Below are 18,948 nucleotides of genomic sequence, written 5' to 3' on the forward strand. Positions count from 1 at the left end.
GTGGTTTCCCCGGCCGGGGAAACCACCGCCGTCGTCGTGCTGCGGGGCCGGCTCAGTAGGACGAGCCGCCCGCGCCCAGCGAGCCCGTGGGGTGCCAGACGGTCTTCGTCTCCAGGAACGCGGTCAGCCGGTCCGTGCCCGGGTCGGCCGAGAAGTCCACAGCCTGTGGACGGACGACGCGCTTGAGGTTGTCGGCCGCGGCGAACTCCAGGGCCTTCGCCAGCTCGGCGTCGGCGCCGGCCAGGTCGATCGCGTTGACGTCCTGGTGTGCTGCGAGGGACGGAGAGATCTCCGCGGCCTTGCCGGACAGGATGTTGACCACGCCGCCGGGCACGTCGGAGGTGGCGAGCACCTCGCCCAGCGACAGGGCCGGCAGCGGCGCCTTCTCGGACGCCACGACGATCACGGTGTTACCGGTGGCGATCACCGGGGCGATCACGGACACCAGACCCAGGAACGAGGACTCCTGCGGCGCCACGACGGCCACCACACCGGTGGGCTCGGGCGAGGAGACGTTGAAGAACGGCCCCGCGACCGGGTTGGTGCCACCGACGACCTGGGAGATCTTGTCGGTCCAGCCCGCGTACCAGACCCAGCGGTCGATCGCCGCGTCCACCTGGGCGGCGGCCTTGGCCTTCGACAGCCCCTCCGCGTCGGCGACCTCGGCGACGAACTGGTCCCGGCGGCCCTCGAGCATCTCGGCGACGCGGTAGAGCACCTGGCCGCGGTTGTACGCGGTCGCGCCCGACCAGCCGCCGAACGCCTTGCGCGCCGCCACGACGGCGTCACGGGCGTCCTTGCGGGACGACAGGGGGGCGTTGGCGAGCCACTTGCCCTTGGAGTCCGTCACCTCGTACACCCGCCCGCTCTCGGACCGGGGGAACTTGCCCCCGACGAACAGCTTGTAGGTCTTGAAGACGCTAAGTCGCTCAGACATCGAGGTAGGCCTCCAGACCGTGGCGGCCGCCCTCGCGGCCGAAGCCCGACTCCTTGTAGCCGCCGAAGGGCGAGGTCGGGTCGAACTTGTTGAACGTGTTGGCCCAGATGACGCCGGCCCGCAGCTTGTCCGCCACGGCGAGCATGCGCGAACCCTTCTCGGTCCAGATGCCGGCCGACAGCCCGTACTGCGAGTTGTTGGCCTTCGCGACGGCCTCGCCCGGCGTGCGGAAGGTCAGCACGGACAGCACCGGGCCGAAGATCTCCTCGCGGGCGATGCGGTGCGCCTGGGTGACGTTCGTGAACAGCGTCGGCGCGAACCAGTAGCCGTTGCCCGGCAGCTCGCAGGCCGGGGCCCAGCGCTCGGCGCCCTCGGCCTCGCCGCTGTCGGCCAGGGCCTTGATGCGGGCCAGCTGCTCGGCGGAGTTGATCGCGCCGACGTCGGTGTTCTTGTCCAGCGGGTCGCCGACGCGCAGCGTGGACATCCGCCGCTTGAGGGCGTCCAGCAGCTCGTCCTGGATCGACTCCTGCACCAGCAGGCGCGAGCCCGCGCAGCAGACCTGGCCCTGGTTGAAGAAGATGCCGTTGACGATGCCCTCGACGGCCTGGTCGATGGGGGCGTCGTCGAAGACGATGTTGGCGCCCTTGCCGCCCAGCTCAAGCGTGAGCTTCTTGTCCGTACCGGCCAGGGTGCGGGCGATCTCCTTGCCGACGCCGGTGGAGCCGGTGAAGGCGATCTTGTCGATGCCGTCGTGGGCCACCAGCGCGGCACCGGTGGAGCCGTCGCCGGTCAGGATGTTCACGACGCCCTTGGGCAGGCCCGCCTGGCGGCAGATGTCCGCGAAGAACAGCGCCGACAGCGGAGTGGTCTCCGCCGGCTTGAGCACCACGGTGTTGCCGGCGGCCAGCGCCGGAGCGATCTTCCACGCCAGCATCAGCAGCGGGAAGTTCCACGGGATGACCTGGCCGGCCACGCCCAGCGCCTTCGGGTTCGGCCCGAAGCCGGCGTGGTCGAGCTTGTCGGCCCAGCCCGCGTAGTAGAAGAAGTGCGCGGCGACCAGCGGGAGGTCCGCGTCGCGGGTCTCCTTGATCGGCTTGCCGTTGTCGAGCGTCTCCAGGACGGCCAGCTCGCGCGAGCGCTCCTGGATGATCCGGGCGATGCGGAAGAGGTACTTCGCGCGCTCCGCGCCCGGCAGGGCGGACCACTTCTCGAACGCCTTGCGGGCGGCCTTGACGGCCGCGTCCACGTCCTCGGCCGACGCCTGGGCGACCTCGGAGAGGACCTCCTCGGTGGAGGGGGAGAGGGTCTTGAAGACCTTGCCGTCGGAGGCGTCGCGGAACTCGCCGTCGATGAAGAGCCCGTAGGACGGGGCGATGTCGACGACCGCGCGCGACTCGGGCGCCGGTGCGTATTCAAAAGCCATGGTCAGTCCACCGTCACGTAGTCGGGACCGGAGTAGCGCCCGGTGCTCAGCTTCTGGCGCTGCATCAGCAGGTCGTTGAGGAGGCTGGAGGCACCGAAGCGGAACCACTCGTTGGTCAGCCACTCCTCGCCCACGGTCTCGTTGACCAGCACCAGGAACTTCAGCGCGTCCTTGGTGGTGCGGATGCCGCCGGCGGGCTTCACGCCGACCTGCACCCCGGTCGTGGCGCGGAAGTCGCGCACGGCCTCCAGCATCAGCAGGGTGTTCGCCGGGGTGGCGTTCACCGCGACCTTGCCGGTCGAGGTCTTGATGAAGTCGGCGCCGGCCAGCATGCCGAGCCAGGAGGCGCGGCGGATGTTGTCGTACGTCGACAGCTCGCCGGTCTCGAAGATGACCTTCAGCCGGGCGGCCGAGCCGTCCTCGCGGCGGCAGGCCTCCTTGACGGCCTTGATCTCCTCGAAGACGGACAGGTAACGGCCGGAGAGGAAGGCACCCCGGTCGATCACCATGTCGATCTCGTCCGCGCCCGCGGCGACGGCGTCCTTGGTGTCCGCCAGCTTCACCGGCAGCGCGGCCCGGCCGGCCGGGAACGCGGTCGCGACGGAGGCGACCTTCACGCCGGAGCCGGCGAGGGCCTGGGCGGCGGTGGCCACCATGTCGGGGTAGACGCAGATCGCGGCGGTACGGGGGGTCCCGCGGTCTGTCGGGTCCGGGTTGACGGCCTTGGCGCACAGCGCCCGGACCTTGCCCGGGGTGTCCGCGCCCTCCAGGGTCGTCAGGTCGATCATGGAGATCGCCAGGTCGATGGCGTAGGCCTTCGCCGTCGTCTTGATCGAGCGGGTGCCGAGCGCCGAGGCGCGGGCCTCCAGCCCGACCGGGTCGACGCCCGGGAGGCCGTGCAGGAAGCGGCGCAGCGCACCGTCGGAGGCGGTCACGTCCGCCATCGACGCCAGTCGCTCGGCGGCTTCGTTGCCGTTTGAGGGAACTGTTGGGGGAGGGTGCATGGTCACCGGATGAGCATATCTACGCGCGTAGCGCGTGTCACCCCCTCGGGTGGCGGCAAAGCGCTGACCAGCAAGATCACTTGGCGATCGAGTGCTCGCCACGGTTCGACCTTAGCGTCCGGCTCGATGTCCGGTTCGGTCGGATTAGGCCTGAAGAGGTGCCGCATCTTCCACTTGCTGGCGGTGCTTGTCGAAGTTTCGTGACAAAAGGCGGAAAGTTCGATCACTTGTGATCCATAAGCTTTTTCTCAGCAGAACCGCCCGACCTCTCCGGCCCCACCCGAACTGAGGGAAGCGGCATGCGAATTCCCTTCTTCCCAGGCCTGATCTCGCCAGGAGTCCAGCATGTCAGCTTTGTCCCCGCGCCGCCGTCGTAACGCCGTCCGCGCCGTCTTCGCCTCCGCCGCACTCGCCTCCGCCGTTCTGGCTCCGGCGACCGCCGCGTTCGCCGCCGAGCCTGCGGCTCCGGCCGCGCCTGTGGCTCCTGCGGCTCCCGCCGCCCCGGCCGCTCCCGCCACCAAGGCGACCGAGCCGACCACCGGCACCAAGACCCCCGCCAAGGCGGAGGAGAAGAAGACCGAGGCGGCCACCGGCGCCAAGAAGGACGCCGGCGTCAAGGCCGAGACGGGCAAGAAGGCCGAGACCGACAAGGGCGAGGACAAGGTCTACGGCTCCTGGTGGCTGCACCGCACCGTGACCCTCGACGACGGCAGCGTCGCCAAGGTCTACGAGTCGGGCCCCGAGACCCACCGCGTCGACATCATCTCCGGCGGCCAGGTCGTCAAGTCCGTCACGGCCAACGGCCAGGACGTGACCTTCGACTACAACGGCATGAAGCTCACCCTCACCGCCCTGCGCGGCGAGATCCGCACCGTGAAGGTCTACGGTTCCTGGTGGCTGCACCGCACGGTGACCCTGGCCGACGGCAGCGTGGCGAAGGTCTTCGAGTCGGGCCCCGAGACCCACCGCGTCGACATCATCTCCGGCGGCCAGGTCGTCAAGTCCGTCACGGCCAACGGCCAGGACAAGACCTTCACGTACAACGGCATGACCATCACGCTCACCGCCCTGCGCGGCGAGGTTCTCACCAAGAGCGTCACCAAGGACTCGGCCACCACCTCCGGCGGCAAGGCGGGCGGCTCCGTCATCCAGGCCGGCGCGGGCAACGCCTCCGCCCAGATGACCCAGACCAAGGCCATCCCGCAGGGCGGCGTGGCAGCCGGTGCCGAGGGCGTGCGCGAGGGCAATGACACCGCGCTCCTCGCGGCCGGTGGCGCGCTCGCCTCGGTCAGCGCCGCGGGCGTCGCCTTCGCCGTGCTGCGCCGCCGTGCCGTCGGCGCGGGCGTCTGATCCGTAACCTTCCCCCGACCCGCGAGGGCGGGCCGTCCCTCACCGGCGGTCCGCCCTCGCGCCGTAGCGCCCGTCAGGAGTTCCGCATGACCCAGCCCTCCGCAGGCTCCCGCCCCCGCCGGGGCGCCGCGGCCGCGCTGCTCGTCCTCGCCCTCGGCGGCGGTCTGCTCGCCTGCGGCGGCCCGAAGACGGGCAACGCCGGCGCCCATGTGTCCGCGACCACCGCGGCGCGCCCGGCGTCCACCGTCGCCCCGCTGCCCGCCTCCAAGCCCGTACGCGTCAGCGTGCCCACCGCCTCCGTCGACACCGGCCCCATCCTCGATCTCGGGCTGGCCGACGACGGCACCGTCGAGGTGCCGTCCGTCGAGCAGGGCGACCGCATCGGCTGGTACGACAAGGGCGTCACGCCCGGCGAGACGGGCCCCGCCGTACTCATCGGCCACTTCGACACCGCGAAGGGGCCGGCCGTCCTCAAGAACATCGCCAGGCTCAAGGTCGGCGACCCCATCACCGTCGGCCGGGCCGACGGGTCCACCGTCACGTTCACGGTCCGCGAGCTGCAGCAGGTCGACAAGAAGGACTTCCCCACCCGCAAGGTCTACGGCAACACCGACCGGCCCGAGCTCCGCCTGATCACCTGCGGCGGCGACCTGCGCGACGGCCACCGGCCGGACAACATCGTCGTCTACGCCGACCTCACCGCGACGTCCGGCGGACGCTCCTAGCGTTGCCGTACCGCAATGTCCGGTACCCGGTGGGTCGGGCAGAATCGGCGCCATGAAGAGTTCCCCCAATGCCCCCGGTCAGGAATACGCCGAGCGGTGCTACAGGTCCCCCGCCGGCATCGGCGGAGGCGTGCTGCTGCTGGCGCTGGCCGCGTGGCTGGGCGGCGACGCGATCGTGAGCGGCGAGGGCGACACGCCGTGGCTCGCCCTGGCGGGGCTGCTGTGCGCGGTGCCACTGATCATCGCGTTCACGTTGCGGCCCGCGGTGTGGGCGGGGGAGGAGCGGCTGCTGGTGCGCAATCCGTTCCGCACGATCACGCTGCCGTGGGCCTCTGTCGAGGCCGTTCGGGCCGGGTACTCCAGTGAGGTGCTCGCCGGTGGGGCGAAGTACCAGCTGTGGGCGCTGCCGGTGTCGCTGCGCCAGCGCAAGCGGGCGGCGCGGGCGAGTGCGCGTGGTGGCGGTGGCGGTGGCGAGGAGGCGGTGCGGGCGGTGTCGGACCAGGCGGTGCAGGACCTGGGCGAGCTGGCGGAGCGGTGTGCTTCGCGGGAAGGCGCGCAGGGGGTGCCGGTGGTTCGCTGGGCGTACGAATTGATCGTGCCGTCGGTGGTGGGGTTGGTGTTGCTGGTGGTGCTGGCCGCCATTAGCTGACGGCCCCCGTTGGCGGGGCGGGGTGGTGCGGGTCCGCTGTTCCGTTGTGCCCACCCTCCCCCAGCTACCGCTGGGAGGTGCCCCCAGCCCTGCGGAACGATTGCCCACAACGGGGTGGAACGGGGTGGCGGCGTAAGGGGGCGGGGCGGGACGGGTCCTGGCAGGGGGCGTAAAGCGTTATTTGCGGGCCAAGTGCCGGGCGCTCGATGCAACGCCCAGCACGGCCCGTAAATAATGCAGCCCCCAGAAGGACCCGTCCCGCCCCGCCCCCGACCAACCGCCAGGCGTCAGATGCCGGCTGCCCGGGCCAGGTCCGTCTTGATGGCTGCCAGGACCTCGGACGCGTGGGTGCGGGCGTCCACCAGGGCGTTCGCCGCGGCGACCGGCACCACGACCTCCAGGTAGCACTTCAGCTTCGGCTCCGTGCCGCTCGGGCGCACGATGACCCGGGCCCCCGAGACGGTGCCCGACTCGTCACCCGCCAGGTGGTACCGCAGGCCGTCCGTCGGCGGCAGCGACTCCGTGCCCTTCGTCAGGTCCTCGGCCGACACCACGTGCAGCCCGGCCAGAACCGTCGGCGGCTGCTCCCGCAGGCGCCGCATCGCCGCCGCGATCAGCGAAAGGTCCTCCACGCGCACCGACAGCTGGTCCGTCGCGTGCAGCCCGTGCTCGACCGCCAGGTCGTCCAGCAGGTCGCTCAGCGTCCGCCCGGTCGCCTTGAGCTCCGCCGTCAGCTCCGCGACCAGCAGCGCCGCGGTGATGCCGTCCTTGTCCCGCACGCCCTCGGGGTCGACGCAGTAGCCCAGCGCCTCCTCGTACGCGTAGCGCAGGCCGTCCACGCGGGCCAGCCACTTGAAGCCGGTCAGCGTCTCCTCGTACGACGCGCCGGCCGCGGCCGCCGCGATGCGGGACAGCAGCGAGGACGAGACGATCGTCGTCGCGAACGTGCCGCGGGCGCTCTTGTGGACCAGGTGCGTGGCCAGCAGCGCGCCCACCTCGTCGCCGCGCAGCATCCGCCAGCCCTCGATCGTGTCCGGCGCGGGCACGGCCACGGCGCAGCGGTCGGCGTCGGGGTCGTTGGCGATGATGATGTCGGGCGATCCGCCCGCCGCCACGGCCGCGCGGGCCGTCGCGAAGGCCAGGTCCATCGCGCCCGGCTCCTCCGGGTTCGGGAACGCGACCGTCGGGAAGTCCGGGTCCGGCTCCGCCTGCTCGGCGACCACCGTCGGCGCGGGGAAGCCGGCGCGGGCGAACGCGGCGGTCAGCACGTCACGGCCGACGCCGTGCATGGGCGTGTAGACCACGTCGACGGCGCGGGGGGAGCCGCCCGTCAGCACGGCGTCCGTGCGCTCGAGGTAGGCGCCGACCACGGCGTGCTCGCCGAGGGTCTCCCAGCCGGCGGACGGCCGGGGCACGTCGTCCAGGCTCGCGATCGCCGCGATCTCGGCGGCGATCTCCGCGTCGGCGGGCGGCACGATCTGGGAGCCGTCGCCGAGGTAGACCTTGTAGCCGTTGTCGCGGGGCGGATTGTGGCTCGCGGTGACCTCGATGCCGGCGACGGCGCCCAGGTGGCGGATCGCGAAGGCGAGGACGGGGGTGGGCAGCGGCTTGGGCAGCAGCGCCGCCTTCAGGCCGGCGCCCACCATGACCGCGGCGGTGTCGCGGGCGAAGTCGGCGGACTTGTAGCGGGCGTCGTAGCCGATGACGACGGTGCCGTTGGCGTGGCCCTGCTTCTTGAGGTACGCGGCGAGGCCGGCGGCGGCGCGGATGACCACGGTGCGGTTCATGCGCATGGGGCCGGCGCCGAGCTCGCCGCGGAGGCCGGCGGTGCCGAACTGCAGGGTGCCGGCGAAGCGGCTGCCGAGCTCGGTGAGGTCGCCGGCGTCGATGAGCCGGGCGAGCTCGTCGCGGGTCTCGGGGTCGGGGTCCTCGGCGAGCCAGGCCTGGGCCCGGGCGATGAGGTCGTCTCGCTCCACGGTTTTCCTCCGGAGGTCTTTGGGGGTGCGCATGGGGTGCGGGGTGGTGCGCGTTCGGGGCGGGGCCGGGGCGGGACGGGCCCTTCTGGGGGCTGCATGATTTACGGCGGATGAGGCCCAGCGTTGAGGGTGCCCCCAATGCCGCCGCAAATCACGCTCCACGCCCCCTGCCAGGGCCCATCCCGCCCCGGCCCCTCCCGCCGGTTCGGCGGCGAGAGGCCGTCGCACTGCCCGGTTCCGGGCAATCGGGCGGGTGGGCGAAACCGCGCCGGAGGCGCGGAAACGCCTGTGCCGGAGGCGCAAGGCCCCCGGCACGGAGTGGCTGTGGCGTGAACCGCCAGGTCAGAGCTTCGGCAGGACCTGCGCCAGGAGCGAGCCCATGCGAGCAGCGGCATCGCGGCCGGCCTCGAGGACCTCCTCGTGGTTCAGCGGCTCGCCCGTCATGCCGGCGGCGAGGTTCGTCACCAGCGAGATGCCCAGGACCTCGGCACCGGCCTCGCGGGCCGCGATGGCCTCGAGCGTGGTCGACATGCCGACGAGGTCGCCACCGAGGGTGCGGACCATGTGGATCTCGGCCGGGGTCTCGTAGTGCGGGCCGGGGAGCTGGACGTAGACGCCCTCTTCGAGGGTCTCGTCGACCTCCTTGCACAGCGCGCGCAGACGCGGCGAGTACAGGTCGGTGAGGTCGACGAAGTTGGCGCCCACGATCGGCGAGGTCGCCGTCATGTTGATGTGGTCGCTGATCAGCACCGGCTGGCCGGGGCGCATGCCGTCGCGGAGGCCACCGCAGCCGTTGGTGAGGACGACGGTCTTGCAGCCGGCGGCGACGGAGGTGCGGACCCCGTGCACGACGGCGGCGACGCCGCGGCCCTCGTAGTAGTGCGTACGGCCGAGGAAGACGAGCGCGCGCTTGTCGTTGACCTTGTAGGAGCGAACCGTGCCCGCGTGGCCCGCGACGGCGGCGGCGGTGAAGCCGGGCAGCTCGGTGACCGGGAACTCGGCCTCGGGGGTGCCGAGCGCTTCGGTGGCGGGGACCCAGCCGGAGCCCATGACCAGGGCGACGTCGTGGGTCTCGGCGCCTGTGAGCTCGCGCAGGCGGGCGGCGGCGGCGTCGGCCGCGGCGTACGGGTCGGCCTGGATCTCGGGGGTAACTGATGCGTTCACGCGGACGAGGGTAACCGCTAATGGCCTACGCGCGTAGATGTCGCTGGTTACGGTGTTCCGATTGTTGCTTTGTGCTTTGCGACGAGATGGAATCGTCACCTTCAGCACGGGCGCTTGCGCAGCTCCATGACGTAGTCGTGCGGAGCGCCGGCGGATTCCGCGGCGTCCGCGATCTCGCCGAGGTAGCGGGCGGAGGGCAGGCCCCCCTCGTATCCGTTGAGGACATAGACCCAGGCTGGCTCCTCACCGTCGAGAGTGTGGACACGGACACGCATGCGCCGGTAGATGTCCAGGCCGACGCCCTCCCAACGGTCCATCGAGTCCTCGTCCATCGGAGCGATGTCGTAGAGGGCCACGAAGACCTGCGAGCGGGGGGCTTCCACGATCGTGGCGAGTGCGCCCTCCCAGCCCATCTGCTCCCCGCCGAACGTCAGTCGCCAGCCGTTGAGCCAACCGGTGCCGCGCAGCGGGGAGTGCGGTGCGCGGCGGGTCATCAGCCGCGCGTCGAGGTTGCCGGCGTACGCGGCGTAGAGCGACATGGTTCCGAGGGTACGTGAGTGAGGCGGGACGGCATTTGGGGTGGCAATCTCGAAGGGAGGTTCGTGCGGAACTTTCTGTCGGTTTTCGTACAGAGGTCGCACGGATCGGCGTCAGGATGGCGTAGGGGGCCCCGGAAGGAGCCGCTTTGATGGGTGCGGGACAATGGAATACGTGACTCGGATCGTGATCATCGGTGGCGGACCCGGCGGCTATGAGGCGGCGCTCGTCGCCGCGCAGCTCGGCGCGGAGGTGACCGTCGTCGACTGCGACGGTCTGGGTGGGGCGTCGGTGCTGACCGACTGCGTGCCCTCGAAGACTCTTATCGCGACGGCAGAGGTGATGACGACCTTCGACTCCTCGTACGAGGAGCTGGGGATCATCGTCGCCGACGACACGCCGCCGCTGGAACAGGCCGCCGGTGTGGTGGGCGTGGACCTGGGCAAGGTCAACCGACGGGTCAAGCGCCTCGCGCTGGCCCAGTCGCACGACATCACGGCCTCGGTGACGCGGGCCGGCGGGCGGGTGCTGCGCGGGCGCGGGCGGCTCGAGCCGCAGCAGGCCCCGGACGGCTCGCGCCGGGTCGTGGTGACGGCCGCCGACGGGACCGAGGAGACGCTGGCCGCGGACGCCGTCCTGATCGCCACCGGTGCGCACCCCCGGGAGATCCCCGACGCGCTGCCGGACGGCGAGCGCATCCTGAACTGGACCCAGGTCTACGACCTGGACGAGCTCCCCGAGGAGCTCATCGTGGTCGGCTCGGGCGTGACCGGTGCCGAGTTCGCCGGCGCGTACCAGGCGCTGGGGTCCAAGGTGACCCTGGTGTCCTCGCGCGACCGGGTGCTGCCGGGTGAGGACCCGGACGCCGCGGCCGTCCTGGAGGACGTCTTCCGGCGGCGCGGCATGAACGTCATGGCCCGCTCCCGGGCCCAGTCCGCCAAGCGGGTGGGCGACCGGGTGGAGGTGACGCTCGCGGACGGGCGCGTCATCAGCGGGACGCACTGCCTGATGGCGGTCGGGTCCATCCCGAACACGGCGGGGATAGGGCTGGAGGAGTCCGGGGTCCGGCTCAAGGAGTCCGGGCACATCTGGACGGACCGGGTCTCGCGCACGAGCGCGCCGGGCGTCTACGCCGCCGGAGACTGCACAGGCGTGCTCGCGCTGGCGTCGGTCGCGGCGATGCAGGGCCGCATCGCCATGTACCACTTCCTGGGCGACACGGTCGCGCCTCTCAATCTCAAGGCTGTATCCGCGAACGTATTTACGGATCCCGAGATTGCTACGGTCGGGTATACACAGGCCGATGTCGACAACGGCGTGATTGACGCCCGTGTCGTCAAGCTTCCGTTGCTGCGTAATCCGCGAGCGAAGATGCAAGGTATTCGGGACGGTTTTGTGAAGATGTTCTGCCGTCCCGGCACGGGCATCGTCGTGGGTGGTGTGGTCGTCTCGCCGCGGGCCAGCGAGCTCATTCACCCGATCTCGATCGCGGTCGACAACAACCTGACCGTGGAGCAGATCGCCAACGCCTTCACCGTCTACCCCTCGCTGTCCGGATCCATCGCCGAGGTGGCGCGGCAGTTGCACACGCGCAAGTCGCAGCGGGAGGCGTAGGGACAGGGGACCGGGTGTTCCGGTTCCCTATACCACTTCTTGCACCGCACTACGGACAACTTCCGTTAATTGCTGCAACCTGCTGAAAACAGATGGTCGTTGGCGTTACTGTCGGTTTCGTGTTCGCTGCAGAACGTCGCCAATTGATCCTCGAAATGGTGCGGGCCAACGGAGCGGTTTCGCTCCGCGAGCTCGCCCGCGTCGTCCAGACCTCAGAAGTGACCGTACGGCGTGACGTGCGGGCGCTGGAGGCCGAAGGACTGCTCGACCGCCGGCACGGCGGTGCGGTGCTGCCGGGCGGTTTCACCAGGGAGTCCGGCTTCCCGCAGAAATCCCATCTAGCGACCGCCGAGAAGACGGCAATCGCCGATCTCGCGGCGAGCTTCGTCGAAGAGGGCGAGGCCGTCGTCGTCGGCGCCGGTACCACCACGCAGGAGCTGGCCCGCCGGCTCGCGCGCGTACCGGGTCTGACGGTGGTCACCAATTCCCTGCTCGTCGCCCAGGCGCTGGCCCATGCCAACCGCGTCGAGGTCGTCATGACCGGCGGCACCCTGCGCGGCTCCAACTACGCACTGGTCGGCAGCGGTGCCGAGCAGTCCCTGCAGGGGCTCCGGGTCACCCGGGCCTTCCTGTCCGGGAGCGGGCTGACCGCCGAGCGCGGGCTGTCCACGTCCAACATGCTCTCCGCGAGCGTGGACCGGGCGCTGGTGCAGGCCGCGGCGGAGGTGGTGGTCCTCGCGGACCACACCAAGCTGGGCACCGACACGATGTTCCAGACTGTGCCCACGGACGTGATCACCAGACTCGTGACCGACGAGCCGCCCGCCCACGACGACCGGGCCGCCACCGAGCTCCAGGCGCTGGCCGACCAGGGCGTGCACATCTCCGTCGCCGGGCCCGGCGCGGGGTCGGGCTCGGGGGGCGGGGCCGTGCACGGCGACGCGGTCTCCCAGGCGGCCCGCCGCCGGGACGTGCCGCCGCTGCCGGGACAGCGCAGAAACCTCCCCCTGGGCCACGGCCAGCCGGGCGGGCCGGGGTCGGGCGGGCCCCCGGGCGCGCAGCTGCGCAGCGCGGTGTCCCTGGACGGCCAGGCCACGGCCCGCGTGGCGGACCTGGCCCCGAGGCGGCGCTAGGCCGGGGGGCGCTGCGCCTTTATCCCCGTCAGCGTCAGGGTGAGCAGGCGGTCGGCCAACTCCGGGTCGTCCGGGGACTGTTCGACCGCCAGCGAAATGGCGTTGGTCAGCTGCATCAGGTCGACGATGTCCACGTCCTCGCGGATGGCGCCGGCCCGCTGCGCCCGGGCGAGCAGCGTGCTGCCCGCCTCGCGCATCGGCAGGCTGCACCGGGACATGGCGGACGCCTTGTCGGTCTGCGCGGCCATCAGGGCCCGTGACAGGCCGCGGTAGGTGCTGGCATGGGCCACGATGGCCCGCAGCCAGGCGACGAGCGCCCGGCAGGGCTCGGGGGACGCCAGCAGCTCGCGGGAGCGGGCCAGCAGGCCGTCCACCTCGCCCTGGAAGACCGCGCTCATCAGCGCGGTGCGGTTGGGGAAGTGCCGGTAGAGCGTGCCGATGCCGACGCCGGCCCGTTTGGCGATGTCCTCCAGCGAGGCGTCCGTGCCGTGCTCGGTGAACGCCGTACGGGCCTCCACGAGCAGCCGCTCGTAGTTGCGCCGGGCGTCCGCGCGCATAGGTCGTGGTGACGTCTGCGCCGCGTCGGTCGCCATTGGGTCAGTCCTCCCGATCGGTGGCCGCAGTGCCGGCCTCAGGTCCCACAGTCCCCGTCAGTCAAGGATGCCAGGCCGGTGCGCGCGCCGGTCCGGGAATGCCCACGGGCCCCGGCCTGTGCGGCCGGGGCCCGTGGGGCTGCGGAGTCCGGGATCAGTCCTTGATCTCGCAGATGACGGCGCCGGAGGAGACGGACGCGCCGACCTCCGCCGTGATGCCCTTGACCGTGCCGGTGCGGTGGGCGTTGAGAGGCTGCTCCATCTTCATGGCCTCCAGGACCACGATGAGGTCGCCCTCGTTGACCTGCTGGCCCTCTTCGACGGCCACCTTGACGATGGTGCCCTGCATCGGGGAGGCGAGGGCGTCGCCGGAGGCCGCGGAGCCGGACTTCTTGGCGGCGCGGCGCTTGGGCTTGGCCCCGCCGGCCGCGGCGGTGCGGGCGATGGTCATGCCGAGGGAGGAGGGCAGCGAGACCTCCAGGCGCTTGCCGCCGACCTCGACGACCACCGTCTCGCGGCCCGGGGCCTCCTCGTCCTCGTCCGCCGTCGCGCCGGCGAACGGCGCGATGGTGTTCTCGAACTCGGTCTCGATCCACCGGGTGTGGACCCGGAAGGGGTCCGCGGTGAAGGCGGGGTCGGTGACGACGGCCCGGTGGAAGGGGATGGCCGTGGCCATGCCCTCGACCTGGAACTCCGCCAGGGCGCGGGCCGCGCGCTGCAGGGCCTGCTCGCGGGTGGCGCCGGTGATGACCAGCTTGGCGAGGAGGGAGTCCCAGGCGGGGCCGATGACCGAGCCCGACTCCACGCCCGCGTCCAGCCGGACGCCGGGGCCGGTCGGGGCGGAGAAGCGGGTGACGGTGCCCGGGGCGGGCAGGAAGTTGCGGCCCGGGTCCTCGCCGTTGATGCGGAACTCGAAGGAGTGGCCGCGCAGCGGCGGGTCGTCGTAGCCCAGTTCCTCGCCGTCGGCGATGCGGAACATCTCGCGGACGAGGTCGATGCCGGTGACCTCTTCGGTGACCGGGTGCTCGACCTGCAGACGGGTGTTGACCTCGAGGAAGGAGATCGTGCCGTCCTGACCGACCAGGAATTCGCAGGTGCCGGCGCCCTCGTAGCCAGCCTCGCGCAGGATGGCCTTCGAGGCGCGGTACAGCTCGGCGTTCTGCTCGTCGGACAGGAACGGCGCGGGCGCCTCCTCGACCAGCTTCTGGTGGCGGCGCTGCAGCGAGCAGTCACGGGTGGAGACGACGACCACGTTGCCGTGCTTGTCGGCCAGGCACTGGGTCTCGACGTGCCGCGGGCGGTCCAGGTAGCGCTCGACGAAGCACTCGCCGCGGCCGAAGGCGGCCACGGCCTCGCGGACGGCGGAGTCGTAGAGCTCGGGGACCTCTTCGAGCGTGCGGGCGACCTTCAGGCCGCGGCCGCCGCCGCCGAAGGCGGCCTTGATGGCGATCGGCAGGCCGTGCTCCTCGGCGAAGGCGACGACCTCCTCCGCGCCCGAGACCGGGTCGGCGGTGCCGGCGACCAGGGGCGCGCCGGCGCGCTGGGCGATGTGACGGGCCGCCACCTTGTCGCCGAGGTCGCGGATGGCCTGCGGGGGCGGGCCGATCCAGGTCAGGCCGGCGTCGATGACCGCCTGCGCGAACTCGGCGTTCTCCGAGAGAAAGCCGTAGCCCGGGTGGATGGCGTCCGCGCCGGACTCGGCTGCGGCGGCGAGGACCTTGGCCATGTCGAGATAGCTGGTCGCGGGAGTGTCACCACCCAGCGCGTAGGCCTCGTCGGCCGCGCGGACATGCAACGCGTCGCGGTCGGGGTCGGCGTAGACCGCCACACTTCCGATCCCCGCATCCCGGCATGCACGAGCGACGCGGACAGCGATTTCGCCACGGTTGGCGATGAGCACCTTGCGCACGATGGCTCCCTCCTTGAAACAAGGTGAGTTTAGGTACTGGCGACACTCTGTGCCGACCCGACTTCCGGGGTGACCTTGCCCACACGGAGCGTGAGTAGGGAGCCGTGCGTGGGCCGAAGTCCCCAGATCATCCACGGTACGCCGGGTTTCACCGTGTGCCGATCGCGCGATGGTGTGGTCAAGCTCTCGGGGTGCGGTGAGGGGCGACGAGGCCGTTTCTTAGTGGAGTCCCTACAAATGGGTGACACAAAGTTTGCGTGCCGTCCCGGACCGTAGGGCCTCCTTCCGTAGGCTTACCCGCCAGTAGGGCCGCTGATGTCGGCCGTCCCCTGGAACTTGGCCGCCTCCGCCGCGACATGGCGCAGTGCCTCGGCCACCTGCTGCCCGCGCCGGTGGAACTCCTCCAAGGGAAGGGCCGCCGAGACCGCGGTGAGCGCACCGGCGGCGGGCACCGGGACCGCCACGCACGCCACGCCGGGCGCGCATTCCTCGACCTCCACGGCCACTCCTTCGCGTCTCACCCGGCGCAGCTGTACGTCCAGCCGCTCCGGTGACGTGATCGTGCGCGGGGTGATCGCCTGCATCCCGGACGCCGCCAGATAGCGCAGCCGGGCGGCCCGGGGCAGGGCCGCCAGCAGGACCTTGCCGTGGGCGGTGGCGTGGCCGGTCACGTCCTGGCCGACGGTGAAGCCGCCGGTGGCCGGGTGCGAGGCGGTCGCCGCGGCGAGCACGGCGATGTCGCCGTCGCGGTACGTACTGAAGTAGGTGTCCACGCCGGCCGCCCGGCGGGTCCTCTGCAGCAGCTCCTGCACCTCGTCGCTCATCCGCATCTGCCGCTGGAAGGCGTGGTGCAGGGACGGCACGCGGTAGCCCAGGACGTAGCCGGCCGGCGTGCGGACCAGGTGGCCGCGGGCGGTGAGGGCGCCCAGCAGCTCGTAGACCGTGGACAGGCCGCAGCCCAGGTGCCGGGCGAGGGCCTTGGCGGGCACGGGCCCGTCGGACGCGGCGACGGCGTCCAGGACGTCCAGGGCGCGGTCCACGGACTGCGGCATGAGGGGCGGGCTCCTTCACGGGGAGGCGTACGGGCGGACCTCCCAGCCTCGCACAGGGCCCGGGGCGGCCCCCGGTGTCCGCTGGGTGGGGGTGAACTCCCCCTGTCCTGTGGGGGATTCCCCTCCCGGCGGAGGGGAACGTGACCGAAATACCCTGACATCGTTGATGAAGTCATGATCAAGCGCATCGCTGCCGCTGCCGTCCTGGCCGGCGCCGCTCTGTCCATGTCCGCCGCCGCGCCCGCCTCCGCCGCGCCCGTCGCGCCGACGCCGGTGGCGCCGCCGCCGACGTCGAACGCGGGCCCGGTCAGCGTCACCGACCCTTCGCACGGCACCCCGACGGATGCCCCGACGAAGGCCCCGGTGAAGGGCGCCCCCGCGAAGGGCGTGCAGGCGAAGGGTGCGCCGGCCAAGGCGGCTCCCTCGAAGGGCGCTCCGAGCAAGGGCGCTCCCGTCAAGGCGGCTCCCTCGAAGAGCGCCCCGGCCAAGGCGGCTCCCTCCAAGGGCGCGCCGGCCAAGAGCGCTCCCGCGAAGGGCGCCCCGGTCAAGGGCGCACCGGGGCCGCAGGCCGGGCCGGCCGGGACGCAGCCCCCCGCGGGGGTGCCCTCCCCGCAGGACATGGCCCCCTCGCAGGACCAGAGCGTCCACCCGGGCGTCGTCAACGGGCTGCGCAAGCTCGACCAGCTCAGCCAGCTGAAGCAGGTCGGCCAGGCCACGAGCGCCCTGCCGCTCTAGCGGCTACGCCCGCGGGGGCTACGCCCACAGGTCGGTGATGCCGGTCCCCAGCTCCGCCAGCAGCTCGCGCAGGAGCGGCAGCGACAGGCCGATGACGTTGCCGGGGTCGCCGTCGATGCCCCGGACGAACGGTGCGGAACGGCCGTCGAGGGTGAAGGCGCCCGCGACGTGCAGCGGCTCGCCCGAGGCCACGTAGGCGGCGATCTCGGCGTCGGACGGCTCGCCGAAGCGGACGGTGGTGGAGGCGGTCGCCGAGGCCCGGCGGCCGGTGGCGGTGTCGATTACGCAGTGGCCGGTGCGCAGGACGCCGGAGCGGCCGCGCATCGCCTTCCAGCGGGCCGTGGCCTCCTCGGCGTCGGCCGGCTTGCCGAGCGCCTGGCCGTCCAGTTCCAGCACCGAGTCGCAGCCCACGACCAGCGCGCCCGCCGCCGCCTCCTGGCCGGCGACGGCCGCGGCCTTCGCCTCGGCCAGGACCAGCGCCAGAGCGGCGGGGGTGGGGGCGTCGAGCGCGTCCTCGTCCACCCCGCTGACGATCACCTCGGGGGCCAGCCCGGCCTGGCGCAGCAGGCCGAGGCGGGCGGGGGACTGGGAGGCGAGGACAAGGCGGCGGCGGGTGCTGTCGGTCATACGGGCCAGCCTAAGGGCGGCACGGGGCGTCACTTGTCGAGGACGGCCCGCATGACCTTCTTGGCGATCGGCCCGGCGAGCTTGCCGCCGGAGATCTCGTCGTTCGGCACGCTCTCGTCGGGGTCGATCACGACGGCGACGGCGACCGGGGAGCCGTCGGCCGTCTTGGCGTAGGAGATGAACCAGGCGAGGTTCTTCTGGTCCTTGCCGCGCTCGGCGGTGCCGGTCTTGCCGCCGACGGTGACGCCGTCGATCAGCGCGGCCTTGCCGGTGCCCTTGGTGGCGGTGTCCTCCATCATCCGCTGGACCTTCTTGGCGACCTCCGGCGAGACGGCCTGCGACATCTCCTCCGGCTGGTGCTTCTCGACGCTCTGCAGGTCCGGGCCGCGCAGCTCCTCGACCATGTAGGGCTTCATCAGCTTGCCGTCGTTGGCGATGGCGGCGGTCATCATGGCGACCTGGAGCGGGGTGGCGGTCAGGCTGCCCTGCCCGATGCCGGCGAGCGCGGTCTGCGACTTGTTGATGTTGTCGGGGAAGGTGCTCTTCGCGGCGCGGACGGGGGTGTCGACCTTGGCGTCGTTGAAGCCGAACCTCTCGGCCGTCTCCTTCATCTTCTGCTTGCCGAGGTCGGAGCTGACCTTGCCGTAGACGTTGTTGCAGGAGTGCTGCATCGCGACGTTCAGCGAGGCGTCCTTGCAGGGCGCGGTGGGGTTCTGGTTGGGCAGCACGGTCCGGGTGCCGGGCATGGTCCAGGGGTCGGGCGAGTCGGTCTTGCCGTCGATGTCGCTGTAGAGGCCGTTCTCCAGGGCCGCCGACGCCGTGACGATCTTGAAGGTCGAGCCGGGCGGGTAGGTCTCCCTCAGCGCGCGGTTCAGCGTCGGCTTGTCCTTGTCCTTCTCCAGCGCCTCCCAGGCGGCCTTGTCCTTGCCGCCGGTCCCCGCGAAGACGGAGGGGTCGTACGAGGGGGTGGACGCGAGGGCGAGGATCTTGCCGGTGCGCGGGTCGAGGGCGACGACGGCGCCCTTCCTGTCGCCGAGGCCCTCGAACGCCGCCTTCTGCGCCTTCGGGTCGATGGTCGTCACCACGTCGCCGCCGCGCGGCTTCTTGCCGGTGAGCATGTCGCTGGTGCGCTGGAGGAACAGGCGGTCGTCGGTGCCGTTGAGCAGCTTGTTGTTGAGGCTCTCGAGCTGGGTGCTGCCGTAGCCCTGCGAGAAGAAGCCCGTGACCGGGGCGTACATCTTGCCGTCCTTGAAGGTGCGCTTGTACTTCAGGTCGCTGCCTTCGGTCACCGTGGAACCGGTGATGGGCTCACCGCCGACGATGATGTTGCCGCGCGGCTGGGAGAAGCTCGCGATGGCCACCCGGCGGTTCTTCTCGTGGTTGGCCAGCTCGTCGGTGCGGACGAACTGCACCCAGGTCGCCCGCACCAGGAGTGCGAGCACGAGCACCCCGGTGAATATCGCTATGTGGCGTACGGGCCTGTTCATGGTGTGTCGGTCTCCCCGCGGTCGTCCCCCCGA

The 18,948-nt window shown here is 71.6% G+C and carries 17 protein-coding genes; 6 read left to right on the forward strand and 11 right to left on the reverse strand.

Annotated elements, in window-relative coordinates; all coding sequences use genetic code 11:
• Window positions 1-52 precede the first annotated feature (52 nt).
• The 3 genes from AB0G59_RS00005 to deoC are packed head-to-tail and all read right to left on the reverse strand — an operon-like array spanning window position 53 to window position 3,364.
• Window positions 53-937, reverse strand: coding sequence for an aldehyde dehydrogenase family protein (locus tag AB0G59_RS00005; protein WP_360906353.1), 885 nt, complete (start codon window positions 935-937; stop codon window positions 53-55).
• On the reverse strand, window positions 930-2,360 hold the full coding sequence (locus AB0G59_RS00010) for an aldehyde dehydrogenase family protein (RefSeq protein ID WP_360906355.1): 1,431 nt from the start codon (window positions 2,358-2,360) through the stop codon (window positions 930-932). The genes AB0G59_RS00005 and AB0G59_RS00010 overlap by 8 nt, the downstream gene beginning before the upstream one ends.
• Window positions 2,361-2,362: 2 nt before the next feature.
• Entirely contained in the window at window positions 2,363-3,364 is a 1,002-nt protein-coding gene (deoC, locus tag AB0G59_RS00015) for a deoxyribose-phosphate aldolase (RefSeq protein ID WP_071964311.1), read from the reverse strand.
• 345 nt (window positions 3,365-3,709) lie between these two features.
• Between deoC and AB0G59_RS00020 the strand changes: the two genes are divergently transcribed.
• The 3 genes from AB0G59_RS00020 to AB0G59_RS00030 all read left to right on the forward strand — a co-directional run bounded on the left by AB0G59_RS00020 (window position 3,710) and on the right by AB0G59_RS00030 (window position 6,088).
• The gene (locus tag AB0G59_RS00020; protein ID WP_360906357.1) at window positions 3,710-4,714 is read left to right on the forward strand and encodes a hypothetical protein; all 1,005 of its coding nucleotides are present in this window, start codon (window positions 3,710-3,712) and stop codon (window positions 4,712-4,714) included.
• A gap of 86 nt (window positions 4,715-4,800) precedes the next feature.
• On the forward strand, window positions 4,801-5,439 hold the full coding sequence (locus AB0G59_RS00025; RefSeq protein WP_360906358.1) for a class F sortase: 639 nt from the start codon (window positions 4,801-4,803) through the stop codon (window positions 5,437-5,439).
• Between the two features lie 52 nt (window positions 5,440-5,491).
• The gene (locus AB0G59_RS00030; RefSeq protein ID WP_360906360.1) at window positions 5,492-6,088 is read left to right on the forward strand and encodes a PH domain-containing protein; all 597 of its coding nucleotides are present in this window, start codon (window positions 5,492-5,494) and stop codon (window positions 6,086-6,088) included.
• A gap of 287 nt (window positions 6,089-6,375) precedes the next feature.
• Here AB0G59_RS00030 and AB0G59_RS00035 read toward each other — a convergent pair whose 3' ends face one another.
• The 3 genes from AB0G59_RS00035 to AB0G59_RS00045 all read right to left on the reverse strand — a co-directional run bounded on the left by AB0G59_RS00035 (window position 6,376) and on the right by AB0G59_RS00045 (window position 9,767).
• Window positions 6,376-8,064 (reverse strand): phospho-sugar mutase, encoded by a 1,689-nt coding sequence (locus AB0G59_RS00035; RefSeq protein ID WP_360906362.1) that lies wholly within the window; start codon window positions 8,062-8,064, stop codon window positions 6,376-6,378.
• 342 nt (window positions 8,065-8,406) lie between these two features.
• A complete protein-coding gene (locus tag AB0G59_RS00040; protein WP_360906364.1) occupies window positions 8,407-9,228 on the reverse strand; it encodes a purine-nucleoside phosphorylase in 822 nt (273 codons plus the stop codon).
• Window positions 9,229-9,329: 101 nt separating this feature from the next.
• Window positions 9,330-9,767, reverse strand: a complete 438-nt coding sequence (locus tag AB0G59_RS00045; RefSeq protein ID WP_071965776.1) for a gamma-glutamylcyclotransferase — start codon at window positions 9,765-9,767, stop codon at window positions 9,330-9,332.
• A gap of 163 nt (window positions 9,768-9,930) precedes the next feature.
• Here AB0G59_RS00045 and AB0G59_RS00050 point away from each other — a divergent pair, with 163 nt between their 5' ends.
• Window positions 9,931-11,379: an NAD(P)H-quinone dehydrogenase gene (locus AB0G59_RS00050; RefSeq protein WP_360906366.1), complete on the forward strand. Its 1,449-nt coding sequence runs from the start codon at window positions 9,931-9,933 to the stop codon at window positions 11,377-11,379.
• A gap of 92 nt (window positions 11,380-11,471) precedes the next feature.
• Window positions 11,472-12,512: a DeoR/GlpR family DNA-binding transcription regulator gene (locus AB0G59_RS00055; protein WP_360906368.1), complete on the forward strand. Its 1,041-nt coding sequence runs from the start codon at window positions 11,472-11,474 to the stop codon at window positions 12,510-12,512.
• On the opposite strand, the gene AB0G59_RS00060 is transcribed toward AB0G59_RS00055, so the two are convergent.
• The 3 genes from AB0G59_RS00060 to AB0G59_RS00070 all read right to left on the reverse strand — a co-directional run bounded on the left by AB0G59_RS00060 (window position 12,509) and on the right by AB0G59_RS00070 (window position 16,066).
• Window positions 12,509-13,105 carry a TetR/AcrR family transcriptional regulator gene (locus AB0G59_RS00060; RefSeq protein WP_071961845.1) on the reverse strand — a complete coding sequence of 199 codons (597 nt, stop codon included), beginning with the start codon at window positions 13,103-13,105 and terminating at the stop codon, window positions 12,509-12,511. The two genes, AB0G59_RS00055 and AB0G59_RS00060, sit on opposite strands and share 4 nt — an antisense overlap.
• A 154-nt stretch (window positions 13,106-13,259) precedes the next feature.
• On the reverse strand, window positions 13,260-15,014 hold the full coding sequence (locus AB0G59_RS00065; protein ID WP_071961846.1) for a biotin carboxylase N-terminal domain-containing protein: 1,755 nt from the start codon (window positions 15,012-15,014) through the stop codon (window positions 13,260-13,262).
• Between the two features lie 293 nt (window positions 15,015-15,307).
• Window positions 15,308-16,066, reverse strand: a complete 759-nt coding sequence (locus AB0G59_RS00070) for an IclR family transcriptional regulator (protein WP_360906371.1) — start codon at window positions 16,064-16,066, stop codon at window positions 15,308-15,310.
• A gap of 174 nt (window positions 16,067-16,240) precedes the next feature.
• Here AB0G59_RS00070 and AB0G59_RS00075 point away from each other — a divergent pair, with 174 nt between their 5' ends.
• The gene (locus AB0G59_RS00075) at window positions 16,241-16,801 is read left to right on the forward strand and encodes a hypothetical protein (protein ID WP_360906373.1); all 561 of its coding nucleotides are present in this window, start codon (window positions 16,241-16,243) and stop codon (window positions 16,799-16,801) included.
• An 18-nt stretch (window positions 16,802-16,819) separates the two neighbouring features.
• On the opposite strand, the gene AB0G59_RS00080 is transcribed toward AB0G59_RS00075, so the two are convergent.
• Together AB0G59_RS00080 and AB0G59_RS00085 are read right to left on the reverse strand one after the other, a co-directional pair.
• Complete coding sequence (locus tag AB0G59_RS00080) at window positions 16,820-17,428, reverse strand: Maf family nucleotide pyrophosphatase (protein ID WP_071961849.1); 609 nt, start codon at window positions 17,426-17,428, stop codon at window positions 16,820-16,822.
• Between the two features lie 29 nt (window positions 17,429-17,457).
• On the reverse strand, window positions 17,458-18,915 hold the full coding sequence (locus AB0G59_RS00085; protein WP_360906375.1) for a penicillin-binding transpeptidase domain-containing protein: 1,458 nt from the start codon (window positions 18,913-18,915) through the stop codon (window positions 17,458-17,460).
• Window positions 18,916-18,948 lie beyond the last annotated feature (33 nt).

The organism is Streptomyces sp. NPDC021096 (assembly GCF_040641275.1).
Lineage (GTDB): Bacteria > Actinomycetota > Actinomycetes > Streptomycetales > Streptomycetaceae > Streptomyces.

What these genes read in the sequence shown, in the direction of transcription:
- AB0G59_RS00010 (WP_360906355.1), bottom strand. Translation starts at nt 2,360, where the DNA reads ATGGCTTTTGAATACGCACCGGCGCCCGAGTCGCGCGCGGTCGTCGAC.
- AB0G59_RS00055 (WP_360906368.1), top strand. Translation starts at nt 11,472, where the DNA reads ATGGTCGTTGGCGTTACTGTCGGTTTCGTGTTCGCTGCAGAACGTCGC.
- AB0G59_RS00045 (WP_071965776.1), bottom strand. Translation starts at nt 9,767, where the DNA reads ATGTCGCTCTACGCCGCGTACGCCGGCAACCTCGACGCGCGGCTGATG.
- AB0G59_RS00050 (WP_360906366.1), top strand. Translation starts at nt 9,931, where the DNA reads ATGGAATACGTGACTCGGATCGTGATCATCGGTGGCGGACCCGGCGGC.
- AB0G59_RS00070 (WP_360906371.1), bottom strand. Translation starts at nt 16,066, where the DNA reads ATGCCGCAGTCCGTGGACCGCGCCCTGGACGTCCTGGACGCCGTCGCC.
- deoC (WP_071964311.1), bottom strand. Translation starts at nt 3,364, where the DNA reads ATGCACCCTCCCCCAACAGTTCCCTCAAACGGCAACGAAGCCGCCGAG.
- AB0G59_RS00020 (WP_360906357.1), top strand. Translation starts at nt 3,710, where the DNA reads ATGTCAGCTTTGTCCCCGCGCCGCCGTCGTAACGCCGTCCGCGCCGTC.
- AB0G59_RS00085 (WP_360906375.1), bottom strand. Translation starts at nt 18,915, where the DNA reads ATGAACAGGCCCGTACGCCACATAGCGATATTCACCGGGGTGCTCGTG.
- AB0G59_RS00075 (WP_360906373.1), top strand. Translation starts at nt 16,241, where the DNA reads ATGATCAAGCGCATCGCTGCCGCTGCCGTCCTGGCCGGCGCCGCTCTG.
- AB0G59_RS00080 (WP_071961849.1), bottom strand. Translation starts at nt 17,428, where the DNA reads ATGACCGACAGCACCCGCCGCCGCCTTGTCCTCGCCTCCCAGTCCCCC.
- AB0G59_RS00005 (WP_360906353.1), bottom strand. Translation starts at nt 937, where the DNA reads ATGTCTGAGCGACTTAGCGTCTTCAAGACCTACAAGCTGTTCGTCGGG.
- AB0G59_RS00025 (WP_360906358.1), top strand. Translation starts at nt 4,801, where the DNA reads ATGACCCAGCCCTCCGCAGGCTCCCGCCCCCGCCGGGGCGCCGCGGCC.
- AB0G59_RS00030 (WP_360906360.1), top strand. Translation starts at nt 5,492, where the DNA reads ATGAAGAGTTCCCCCAATGCCCCCGGTCAGGAATACGCCGAGCGGTGC.
- AB0G59_RS00060 (WP_071961845.1), bottom strand. Translation starts at nt 13,105, where the DNA reads ATGGCGACCGACGCGGCGCAGACGTCACCACGACCTATGCGCGCGGAC.